We start from the raw sequence: 11,607 nt of genomic DNA on the forward strand, positions 1-11,607 counted from the left end.
TCCGTTTTTCATGTCATGCCACCAGAGACTCGCCCGAAGCGGCCATAATGCGTTCTTTACTCACGCTGGCGTCGAAAATGGCCGAGATGCGCCCTTTGCTCATCACCACGATGCGGTGCGCGATACTCAGGCACTCGCCCACTTCCGAGGTGGTGTAAACCACCGCCAGCCCTTTGCTGGCATTCTCCGCCAGCAGACGAAACACTTCGGCTTTGGCACCGATATCGATGCCGCGGCTCGGTTCATCCAGCAGAATGACTTTGGGTCGGGTGGCGAGCATTTTGCCGATCACCACCTTTTGCTGATTGCCGCCGGACAGGGAACCGATGGCCGCCTCACCGCCGGCAGTCTTGACCGTCACGTTACGAATGCTGTCACTGATCAGCTGTTTCTCCCGTCGCGTTGACAGCACCAGTCCGCGCACAAACTCGCTGATGCTGGCCAGCGACAGGTTCTCGCCCACCGTCATGGTCTGCACCAGCCCGTCGCGCTGACGATCCTCCGGGACCAGCGCCAGCCCCATTTTGATGCGCTGCGACAGCGACAGCGCGGAGATCTCGGTATCCTGCAGCAGGATGTGCCCGCTGCTCTGCTTCAGCCGTCCGGCGAGACACTCCAGCAGCTCGGTGCGCCCCGCGCCCATCAGGCCATAAATGCAGACAATCTCGCCGGCCTGCACCGTCAGCGACAGCTGATCCACCAGCCGGATGCCGGTTTTGCTTTTCACGGTTAACGCCTGCACCGTCAGCGCGTCGCCACCGAAGGCATAGCCGCCGGGCGGTGAACCGAGGTCGAAGTGCTCTCCCACCATGTTGCGCACGATCCATTCAAGGTCGATCTCGTCGCGCCGGGCATAAGCGGTCATCACGCCGTCACGCAGCACCACAGCGCGATCGGTGATCTCCAGTGCTTCCTCCAGATGGTGTGAGATATACACAATCGCCACGCCCTGACTGGTCAGATCGCGGATGACCTGAAACAGCACCGCCACTTCCGCCGCGCTGAGCGCCGAGGTCGGTTCATCCATGATCAGGATTTGTGAATTCACCGACAGCGCGCGGGCGATTTCCACAATCTGCTGCTGCCCGAGACGCAGGTTCTCCACCGGCGTCAGCGGATCAATCTCCTCCTCCAGCGCCGCCATCAGATGGCGGGTCAGCCGCGCCTCTTCGGCGTAATCCACCCCGCCGGACCGCATGATTTCGCGCCCCATAAAAATGTTGTCGCGCACGTTCATGTTGGGCGCGAGATTCAGCTCCTGATGAATAATCGAGATACCACAGTCGCGCGCCTCGGTGGCCGAACGGAACACCTTTGCTTCGCCGTTTAACAGAATTTCCCCGGATGTTGGCGTAATTACGCCAGAAAGAATTTTCATCAGCGTCGATTTACCGGCGCCGTTTTCACCAAACAGCGTGGTGACTTCGCCGCGGCGGATTTCAAAATTGACGCCTTTCAGTGCATGGGTGGAGCCATAAACTTTGCTGACGTTGCGCGCCTGCAGAATCACTTCTCCTTTCAGCAGCGCCGGGTTGACGTTGAACGGTTTCATTGCACCTCCACGCGCACCGGCGTAATCAGCCAGTTGGTCGGACTGAGCAGACGGAACACGCCGACCACCTGCACGGTTTTGCCCGGCAGCGCGTCGCGGTCCAGTTTCTCCAGCACCGCCACTTTCATGGCGCGGTTAATCGCCGCCCCGGCGTTCTGGTATTCGATCTGATTAGTAAAATCACCAAACTGAATTTTGCCGCTGGCATCACGCAGATCGGTGCCGGTGATCGCCGGGCCGGTTTGCAACCTCAGCTGCGTGCCCGCTGGCAGACCGGCGACCTGTAACGGGAAGACACCCATTTGCCCCGGCTGCACCACGCCCTGCAGTTTGACCGGCAGCACCGGCAGCGGCGAGCCGACACCGTATCTGGCCACCGCCTGCTGCCGATCGCTGTTCAGTGCGGCCGCCAGCGTGGCGGCATCCACCGCGCGCGCTTCGACATCCTGCTGGATGCCGGGAAAGGTTTTCTGCCCGTAGCTGTCTGCGGAGAAGCCCTGCTGACGCGCGTCGTCCGCCGAACCGATGCGCACCACTTTGGTATCCAGCGCCATGGCAGCCACCAGCGCCACGATCACCACACCGCTGAGCGTGTAGCGCCGCCGACGTTTGCGTGCCAGCTGCTGCGTTAAGATTGAGACCTCGGACATAACGTGACCTCTCAGGATGCACAGCGACGATGTTCATCGCCGTGCAATGTTATAAATGTGATAACTTGTGTGATGAGAATTGTGCTGTTGTGGCTAAATTGTCAACAGGTGGCGCGCAATTTTTCGCACAGCGCGATCTGGATCGCTTATTTGCCTGCAATCACCCCAAATCCGTTTAAAAACCCCTTTAATACAATCATTAAAAACCTTTCACAGTGTCCAGGCGCATCCGCAATCCCCGCTGATTTTGTGATCGAACTCGCCATCCGGTGTGAAATTTATTCTTTTTTTAGAAAAATAATACATCAGATATGTTATCTCCATGAGAAGTGGTGTAAGACAGTATTTAGCAAAATCATCACAGCTCATTAACAAGGCTGCGGATAAACCAAACAGGGGTTCCCGCACCGGGAGCAGCGAACGGAGGTGTATGTGGAGAGTGGCGATATCATTCTGGGTCTGGATTCCGGCACCTCGGTGGTTAAAGCGGTGGCGTTTGATCTGGAAGGTAACCAGCTGGCGTGCGCGTCGGCGCGCAATCGCTATTACCGCAGCGCAGGCGGTGCCGCCCAGCAGTCAATGACGCAAACCTGGCAGGATGCGGTCAGTGCGATTCACAAGCTCGGCGATCGGGTGGAGAATCTGGCGGCGCGCGTGGTGGCCGTGGCGGTGACCGCCCAGGGCGATGGCAGCTGGCTGGTCGGTGCTGATAATCAGCCGGTGGATGATGCGTGGATCTGGCTGGATGCCCGCGCCGCCGCCACGGTGGAAAAACTCAATCAGCAGCCGCTGGCCGCCGCACGCTTTCAGGCCACCGGCACCGGTCTTAACACCTGCCAGCAGGGTGCGCAGCTGGCGCACATGGACCAGCACTATCCCGAACTGCTGGCGCGCGCCGAAGTGGCACTGCACTGCAAGGACTGGCTCTATCTCAATCTGACCGGTGTGCGCGCCACCGATCCGTCTGAAGCCAGCTTTACCTTTGGCAACTATCGCCACCAGCGCTACGACGATACGGTGATTGACGCGCTGGGGCTTAACCACCGGCGCCACCTGCTGCCGGAGATCATCGACGGCACGCAAATCACCCATGGCCTGACCGCTGACGCCGCCCGGCAAACCGGCCTGCTGGCTGGCACGCCGGTGTGTCTCGGCTATGTCGATATGGCGATGACCGCGCTCGGTGCCGGGGTGCACACCGGTGAAGCCAATACCGCCTGTTCGATTGTCGGCTCAACCGGCGTGCATCTGCGCAGCGTCACCATTGACGAGGTTTGGCTCAACCCGGCGCAAACCGGCTACGTGATTCCGCTGCCGTGGCCAGGTTATGTCACTCAGGTGCAAACCAACATGGCCTCCACGCTCAATCTCGACTGGCTGCTGAACGTGGCCAGCGATCTGCTGAGCAGCTTTGGCTGTGAAACCGATCATGCGCGGCTGGTGCAGCAGATCGATCGCTGGCTCAACGACGCGCAGCCGGGCACCCTGCTGTTCCATCCTTACATTTCGCTGGCCGGTGAGCGCGGACCGTTTGTTAACGCCGACGCGCGCGCCAGTTTCACCGGCCTCAACTACCAGCACAACTTTGGCGACCTGGTGCGCGGCGTGATTGAAGGCATCGGCATGGCAGCTCGCGACTGTTATCAGGCGATGGGCGCCACGCTGCCGGGAGAAATTCGCCTTACCGGCGGTGCGGTACGATCGCAGCCGCTCAGGCAAATCCTTGCCGCCTGCATCGGCGCGCCGGTGCGCATCAGCCAGCGCGAGGAAGCCGGCGCAGCGGGTGCGGCCATGATGGCAGCGGTGGCGATTGGCGCGTATCCGGACATGGCGCAGTGCGTTGAACGCTGGGTGCGCCCGCTGCTGGACGACGCCGAAGCACCATCGCCTGCGCTGATGCAGCGCTACCAGCAGCTGTTCCCTCAGTATCAGCAGATCCGCCGCGATCTTCCTGCCGCCTGGCAGGCATTAAACAGCTTTAAGGAGTAACGCATGAGTGACAACACGTTGGATCTGTTTGTGATCGGCGGTGGCATTAACGGTGCCGGTATCGCGCGCGATGCCGCCGGGCGCGGGCTGTCGGTGATGATGTGTGAAAAAGACGATCTTGCCGCAGGCACCTCCTCACGCTCCGGTAAACTGGTGCACGGCGGCCTGCGCTATCTGGAGTACTACGAATTCCGCCTGGTGCGCGAGGCGCTAATTGAACGCGAGGTGCTGCTGAACGCGGCGCCGCACATTATCTGGCCGATGCGCTTTGTGCTGCCGCACAGCCCGTCCGATCGCCCGGCGTGGCTGGTGCGGCTGGGCCTGTTTCTGTATGACCATCTTGGCGGACGCAAAAAACTGCCGGGCACGCGCGTGCTCGATCTGACGCGCGATCCTGAAGGCGCGCCGCTGCTGGACAGCTACCAGAAAGGCTTTGAGTACTCCGATTGCTGGGTGGACGATGCCCGGCTGGTGACGCTCAATGCGCTGGATGCCGCCGAGCGCGGCGCCACCATTCTGCCGCGCACCCGCTGCGTGGCAGCGCAGCGTCTGCCGGGCAAATGGCAGATTACCCTGCAGGATCAGGCCAGCGGCGCGCAGCGCACGGTGTTCGCCCGCGCGCTGGTAAATGCCGCCGGACCGTGGGTGCTGGATATCGTCAATCAGGTTAGCCACACGCAAAGCCAGCGCAGCGTGCGGCTGGTGAAAGGCTCGCACCTCATCGTGCCGAAATTCTGGGAGGGCCAGCAGGCCTATCTGGTGCAAAACACCGACAAGCGGGTGATTTTTATCAATCCCTATGAGGGTGATAAAGCGTTAATCGGCACCACCGACATTCCCTGGCAGGGCAAAGCGGAAGATGTCAGTGCGGATGATAGCGAGCAGCAGTACCTAATCGACGTGGTGAATCGCTACTTCAAGGTTAAGCTGCGCGCCAGCGATGTGATTACCCGCTTCTCCGGCGTACGGCCGCTGTTTGACGACGGCAAAGGTAATCCCTCGGCGGTGACGCGGGATTATGTGTTCGACCTCGATAATCAACAGGATGCCCCGCTACTGCACGTGTTCGGCGGCAAAATTACCACGTTCCGCAAGCTGGCCGAGCATGCGCTGCAACAGCTGGCGCCGTTTTTCCCCAACATGGGCGCGGACTGGACGCGCAGCGCCACGCTGCCGGGCGGCGAGATCGCCCATGCCGATTTTGACAGCTTCCTGGAGGAGATCAAAACGCGCTGGCCGTGGCTGCCGCAGCCGCTGCGCAAGCATTATGCGCGACTGTACGGTGCGCGTATGAGCACGCTGCTGGGCACCGCCGGTTCGCTGAGCGATCTCGGTGAGCATTTTGGCGGCCAGCTGTACGAGGCCGAGGTGCGCTACCTGGTGCAGTACGAATGGGCGCAGCAGCCGGAAGACATTCTCTGGCGTCGCACCAAACATCAGCTGCACCTGAGCACTGCACAGCGCACCGCGTTCAGCCAGTGGTTCGAACAGACTTTCCACCCTGCCGCGCCGCTGCGCGCCCACGCTGGCTGAGAGGTGCCGCATGCCACTAACGCTTTCGCTGAATACCAATCCGCTGGTGAACCGCTTCGCCGATCCCGGCGATTTAATTCACACCGTGGCGCAGCAGATCCGCATCCGCGATCTGCAGCTGACGCATGAGTTTATCAATCCCGGCTGGCCTGCTGCCACGCTCAGCCACATGACGCGCCGCATGCAGCAGGCGCTGCGTGACACCGGCGTGCGCGTCACCTCCGGCATGACCGGCCCGTATGGCCGCCTCAACCATTTTGGTCATCCGGATGCGGCGGTACGTCGCTACTACATTGACTGGTTCAAGACCTTTGCCGACATCACCGCGGAACTGGGCGGCGTCGCGGTGGGCTCGCAGTTTGCCATCTTCACCCAGCGGGATTTTAACGATGCGGCGCGGCGTGAAGCGCTGATTGCCATCGCCATTGACTGCTGGGCGGAAGTGGCGGAACACGCCAAAGCGGCCGGTCTGCGTTACCTGTTCTGGGAACCGATGAGCGTCGGGCGCGAATTTGGCGAAACCATTCCCGCCTGTATGGCACTGCAGCAGCGGCTGAGCGCGGCACAGTTTGCCCTGCCGATGTGGATGATGGCGGATATCGATCATGGCGATGTCACCTCTGCCGATCCGCGTGACTACGACCCTTACGCGTGGGCTGAAGCGGTGCCGCGCTTTTCGCCCATCATCCATATAAAGCAGAGCATGATGGATAAAGGCGGGCACAGGCCCTTTACATTGCAGTACAATGCCGGCGGTCGCATTCAGCCGCAACCGCTGCTCGAGGCGCTGGCGCGCGGCGGCGCGCAGGATAACGAGATTTGCCTCGAGCTGAGCTTCAAAGAGCGCGAGCCCACCGACAGCAATGTGGTGGCGGAGATTGCCGAAAGCGTGGCGTTCTGGGCCGACCATATTGATACCGGGGTGCGGGATTTGCATCTCGCGTGAGCATGCCGTGCTGAGGGCTTTCATCAGCCCGCAGCACTCCTCAACCAGACAGGGACAACCCGATGAAATCCGCACCGACTTCCGCTGAACGCGATGACTCTCTGGCCCTGCGGGCGGCCTGGCTGCACTATGTCGGCGGCCTGACGCAGGCTGAAGTGGCCAAACGGCTCGGCCTGCCGTCGGTGAAAACCCATCGGCTGATTGCGCGCATGGTGGCCGAAGGCGCGGTGAAAGTCACCATCGACGGCGCGATTGTCGCCTGCGTGACGCTGGAAGAGCAGTTGCGCAGCCGCTACGGCCTGAACTTTTGTCAGGTAGCACCCGATCTCGGCGAAGAAGGCCTGCCGGTGCGCGCGCTGGGCATGGCCGGTGCCGACTATTTACGTAATCTGCTGGCCTCCACGCCGGCGATCACGCTGGGTCTCGGCCACGGCCGGACGCTGTCGGCAGCAATTCACCAGCTGGCACGTATCGACGCGCCGCACCTGCGCTTTGTCTCCCTGCTCGGCTGCCTGACGCGCAACTACGCGCTCAATCCGCATGACGTGATGCATCGCATCGCCGAAAAAACCGGTGCGCAGGCCTACATGATGCCGGTACCGTTTTTTGCCAACACCGAAGAGGATCGCGATGTGCTGCTGGCGCAGCGTGGCGTCAGCAAAGTGTTTAGCATGGCCGCGCACAGTGAAGTGAAGCTGGTGGGCATTGGCACCGTGGAACCAGCCGCCCAGCTGGTGGAAGCCGGAATGATCGATGCAGCCGAGATCCGTGCCCTGTCGGAAGCCGGCGCGGTGGGCGAACTGCTGGGGCACTTTTTTGCCGCCGATGGGCAGATGATTCACAATTCGCTGACGGCACGCACGCTGTCGGTGCCGCTGGATCTGGCGCAGCGCGCAGAGATCGTGGCGCTGACCGGCGGACCGAGCAAAGTGGCGGCGATCCGCGCGGTGCTGGCCAGCGGACTCGTCACCGGTTTGATCACCGACGAGCTGACCGCGCAGGCGCTACTCAGCGCATGAATCAGGTTAAACCAGACTGAGCTGCAGCGACTGCGCACGCAGCTGCTGCTGCCAGCCTGCGGCGAGTTCCGCGTCGGTGATCACCTGCTTAAACGGCTGTAGCGGCGCCAGCGCATAGGGATGAATCTGACCAAATTTGGAGGAGTCGGTGAGCGCGACGGTGTGCGTCGGTTTTTCCATGATGGCGTTCACCACATCGCAGCGCAGCATGTCGCGGCTGGTGAAACCGGTCGCCTCATCCCAGCCGTCAATGCCAATAAACGCCTTATGGAAGTTGAGGTGCTGAATGCACAGCCGCGTTAATGGCCCGACCACCGACTCACTGCTTTTCTGAAACAGCCCGCCGAGGATAATCACATCGCCGCCCTGCTCACGCAGCAGTCCGGCGATGTAATGGCTGACGGTGATGATGGTGATGTCCTGCCGATGGCTGAGCTCTCGCGCCAGCAGCGCATTGGTGCTGCCGCCTTCAATAAACACCGTTTCGCCGGGGTTAACCAGCCCGGCGGCGTACTCCGCCAGGCGTTTTTTCACCGCAAAACGGGTTTGCATGCGCGCGCCTACGTCATCACTTTCCGGTGCCACGGCAGAACCGTGCACGCGGCGCAGAAAGCCACCCTTCTCCAGCAGGTTCAGATCCTGACGCACCGTCACCTCCGAAACGCCGGTGGTTTGTGCCAGTTCATTGACGCTGACGCTGCCGCGCTCGCTGACCAGTTGAATAATGTGCTGATGACGTGCGTTCATAGAGCCTGTTGTAAAAAAGTTTTTGCCCAGCTTAGCAGAAATCACGCTAATCCCAGACTGCGCCGGCCGTTTTCATTCAGATCCTGCGGCGTAAAACGACCGCGCCAGCTGGCTTCGTAATCCTCTTTGGGGAAATCGCCCGGTGAGACACCAGTCGCCAGCGCCTGCGCCACCTGCTGCGCATAGTCGGCGTTTTTACCGCACATCGGCGCGGCGGGAATGTACATCACGTTGCCCCAGCCCTGCTGATTTTCTACCGGCGCCACCGCATGAATCACGTCGCAGTGCCACCACACCGAATCGCCCGCCTGCAACGCCGGGATCGAACACAGACCGGCAATTAATTCCGGATGCCAGCGCTCCGATACCGGCAGCACTTTGCCCGGCGCCACGCCGCACAGTTCCTCTTCCGGCACATCTTTCAGTAACGGACGCAGCAGCAGATAAGCCATGGCTTCCGGCACCGGCACCACGTGCAGCAGTCCCTGACCAGGCTGCATGTCGGAGAGCGCGGTCCAGCCCTGGAACGTGCGGAACACCGAACATTTGGTGGTGGTGCCAGACTGGTACTCCTGCACGGCCGTGCGGTGCGCCGCGTCCCACGGATCGTACTGATCGAACTGGTTAGAAAAGATCTTGCTGAACACCTGCTGATAGGCCGGCAACAGCCAGCGCTCCAGCGCGCCGGAGTCGGTGTGCGCGCCCAGCCCTTTTGAGGTGGTGCCCGGCAGCCGGCGCCGGATGCGATCCGGATAGATGATGCTCACGTCTGGATCAAACCAGCGCGTACCGGCGGATTCGAATTTCCACAGGCGATTGAGGAACGCCTGGGTTTGCGCCATGGCCTCGCTCTGGCGGGCCGACATCTGCGCATCGCTCCAGTAAATGGGATAGATCTCCGGCCGCGAGGCATCGAGGTTGCCAAAGAAGTTGTCGCCCGGCCCCTGATAGACACGGTCGAAGTCATTGTCGTCGAGGTAGTTAAGCATGTCAGCATCCCACGCCAGCGCCTGCTCACGGCTGAAGGTTTGCTTCACCACCACGCAGCCGCGGCGGCGGATGTGATTTTTGGTCTGTTCGCTGATGCGGCCAGCGGCCAGATCCGCGAAGCTGACCTGCGGCCACGCCGTACCGTGCTGCTTCTCTTCGGCGCGCGCGGCCGCGATTTCACTGACAATCTTACTTCTGACCTGCTCAAACAGGCCTTCGACATCGCCAATCTGTGCTCTGAGCGCCTGCTTCATCAGGCGCACATGCTGTTTAAAATCGTCGGGTTGTTGTTCTGAGGTAAAAGTGGTGTTCATCTCGCACTCCGTCTGTTTACGCTTAAGTTTCATTCGAAACACATTACATATTCATTCATAACATCGAGCGAACAAAAAGACAGCACGCAGGCAAAAAATAGCGAGCATGGTCACAGTTATTTATCTGAGGGATTTTCGTTTGAAAGGGTTCAGGGAGCGAAACGGTGAGATGAATAACGCAAGCGCGCCTGGATCAGGCACGCGGGGGCCACCTTCCATGGCAGCCCGGGAAAATTATGGCTGATCGAATAAATGACGGTACTGCACAAAATCGGTTTGTTGCGCCAGCCGATCGTACAGCGCCCGCGCGTGGCTATTAGACGCCTGCGTCAGCCAGTAAACACGCGAACAGCCGAGCTTCTCTGCCTGTTCATAGACCGCCAGAATCAGCGCCTTGCCGGCACCCAGACCGCGCGCGGCTTCGCTGACGTAGAGGTCCTGCAAATAGCAGTAGTCGCCCTGAGTCCAGGTTGAGCGATGGGTAAGAAAATGCACCAGCCCGACCATCGCGCCGTCCTGCTCGGCCACCAGACAGTGCATGGGTTCCGCGCGGGACAGCAAGCGGCGAAAGCTCTCGCCGGTGGTGTTATCGTCAATGGTAGTCTGATAAAAGCGCTGATAGCCCTGCCACAGCGCCAGCCACGGCATAAAATCTTCTGCGCGCAGCGCTCTGATGGTGATCATTCGCCCTTCCCGATGTTGCTGATGATTTTTTCCGCAGCCACCACCCGATCGTCATTCGGGAACCACTTATTTGCCAGCATAATCAGCGCAACCCGCTGCGACGGAATAAAGACCGCGTAGGTGGCGAATCCGTTGGTGGAGCCGGTTTTGTTGTACCACGCCTGCTGCGGCGCAGCCTGCGGCGGCGTAATCCGCATGGCTTTCATGCCCTTCATGATGCGCGCGCCGCTGTTGCCGTCCACCAGCTGCTGCGTGGTCACCGGCAGCGGGTAATATTCCCACATCATCGCCTGAGTAAAAGCGGTCTCGGTGTGGTAATAGCCCTGATGCGTCGCGGCCACCGCCTGTTGCCATGCGGGCGCGACCGGCTGTTGCTGCAGCTGAATGGCCAGCCAGCGAATCAGATCGGCAGAGGTGGATTTCAGGCCATAGGATTCCGCATCCAGCGGGCCTGGCGTGACCCGCACCGGGCGATCCTGCTTGTTATAACCCTGGGCGTAGCGCCCCATCTGCGATGCAGGCACCTGCACATAGCTGTGCGTCATGCCCATCGCCGGCAGCAGCTGCTTTTCCATCGCGCTGATGAACGGCTGATGCAGACTTTTAGCCGCAATCATGCCGAGCATACCGATACCGAGGTTGGAATAAACGCGCACCGTGCCCGGCTGGGCCTCTGGCTGCCACTGTTTGTACCAGCGCATCAGCTCGCGGGTATTGGTCACGTCATCCGGTACGAACAGCGGCGTGCCGCTGGTGTGCGTCGCCAGATTCAGCAGCGAGACGCGATCAAAAGCGCTGCCTTTCAGTTCCGGCAGCCACTGGCTGGCCGCGTCGCTGAAATTCAGTTTGTTCTGCTGCGCCGCATAGCTGGCTAAGGTGGCGGTAAACGTTTTACTCAGCGAGCCGATTTCAAACAGCGTCTGCTCGTTGATCGGCTGTCCGCTCTCTTTCGATGCCACGCCATAGTTATAAAATTCGGTTTTGCCGTCGTGCAGAATCGCCACCGCCATACCGGGGATCTGATACTGCTGCATCAGCGGTTTGATGATGCTGTCTGGTGATGTCGTTGCCAGCGCACTGCCGCTGACCAGCAGCGCAAGTGCGCTTAATCGGGCCCATGAAAACATGAAAATTCCTTTTCCTGCAGGTTAACCATGATGTCTGACCGGCAGTATATCGTTAC

10 protein-coding genes are annotated in these 11,607 nt (G+C 60.5%); 4 read left to right on the plus strand and 6 right to left on the minus strand.

The features are described 5' to 3' along the window. Positions 1 to 13 precede the first annotated feature (13 nt). Positions 14 to 1,552 carry a sugar ABC transporter ATP-binding protein gene (locus ABVR31_RS09690; RefSeq protein WP_104092941.1) on the minus strand — a complete coding sequence of 513 codons (1,539 nt, stop codon included), beginning with the start codon at positions 1,550 to 1,552 and terminating at the stop codon, positions 14 to 16. Continuing rightward, a complete protein-coding gene (locus ABVR31_RS09695) occupies positions 1,549 to 2,202 on the minus strand; it encodes a DUF2291 domain-containing protein (protein ID WP_058758549.1) in 654 nt (217 codons plus the stop codon). Before ABVR31_RS09695 ends, ABVR31_RS09690 begins: the two co-directional genes overlap by 4 nt. 432 nt (positions 2,203 to 2,634) lie before the next feature. On the opposite strand from ABVR31_RS09695, the gene ABVR31_RS09700 reads away from it, so the two are divergent. The 4 genes from ABVR31_RS09700 to ABVR31_RS09715 all read left to right on the plus strand — a co-directional run bounded on the left by ABVR31_RS09700 (position 2,635) and on the right by ABVR31_RS09715 (position 7,689). Then, positions 2,635 to 4,191 (plus strand): FGGY-family carbohydrate kinase, encoded by a 1,557-nt coding sequence (locus ABVR31_RS09700; protein ID WP_058758548.1) that lies wholly within the window; start codon positions 2,635 to 2,637, stop codon positions 4,189 to 4,191. Between the two features lie 3 nt (positions 4,192 to 4,194). Next, positions 4,195 to 5,724, plus strand: coding sequence for a glycerol-3-phosphate dehydrogenase (locus ABVR31_RS09705; protein ID WP_088515780.1), 1,530 nt, complete (start codon positions 4,195 to 4,197; stop codon positions 5,722 to 5,724). 10 nt (positions 5,725 to 5,734) lie between these two features. After that, positions 5,735 to 6,670, plus strand: coding sequence for a sugar phosphate isomerase/epimerase family protein (locus ABVR31_RS09710; protein ID WP_372772572.1), 936 nt, complete (start codon positions 5,735 to 5,737; stop codon positions 6,668 to 6,670). A gap of 62 nt (positions 6,671 to 6,732) precedes the next feature. Next, on the plus strand, positions 6,733 to 7,689 hold the full coding sequence (locus ABVR31_RS09715; protein WP_372772574.1) for a sugar-binding transcriptional regulator: 957 nt from the start codon (positions 6,733 to 6,735) through the stop codon (positions 7,687 to 7,689). A gap of 6 nt (positions 7,690 to 7,695) precedes the next feature. Here the strand turns inward: ABVR31_RS09715 and ABVR31_RS09720 are convergent, their stop codons facing one another. The 4 genes from ABVR31_RS09720 to ampC all read right to left on the minus strand — a co-directional run bounded on the left by ABVR31_RS09720 (position 7,696) and on the right by ampC (position 11,551). Then, positions 7,696 to 8,436 (minus strand): DNA-binding transcriptional regulator YciT, encoded by a 741-nt coding sequence (locus ABVR31_RS09720; protein WP_058769793.1) that lies wholly within the window; start codon positions 8,434 to 8,436, stop codon positions 7,696 to 7,698. A gap of 41 nt (positions 8,437 to 8,477) precedes the next feature. Beyond that, a complete protein-coding gene (locus ABVR31_RS09725; RefSeq protein ID WP_315657498.1) occupies positions 8,478 to 9,740 on the minus strand; it encodes a DUF1479 domain-containing protein in 1,263 nt (420 codons plus the stop codon). Between the two features lie 234 nt (positions 9,741 to 9,974). Then, positions 9,975 to 10,424 carry a GNAT family N-acetyltransferase gene (locus ABVR31_RS09730; protein ID WP_021506057.1) on the minus strand — a complete coding sequence of 150 codons (450 nt, stop codon included), beginning with the start codon at positions 10,422 to 10,424 and terminating at the stop codon, positions 9,975 to 9,977. Next, positions 10,421 to 11,551, minus strand: coding sequence for a class C beta-lactamase (gene ampC, locus ABVR31_RS09735; RefSeq protein WP_372772577.1), 1,131 nt, complete (start codon positions 11,549 to 11,551; stop codon positions 10,421 to 10,423). Before ampC ends, ABVR31_RS09730 begins: the two co-directional genes overlap by 4 nt. Positions 11,552 to 11,607: the final 56 nt, after the last annotated feature.

The sequence above is a fragment of the Pantoea sp. WEP genome, from assembly GCF_041678305.1.
Classification (GTDB): domain Bacteria; phylum Pseudomonadota; class Gammaproteobacteria; order Enterobacterales; family Enterobacteriaceae; genus Pantoea; species Pantoea dispersa.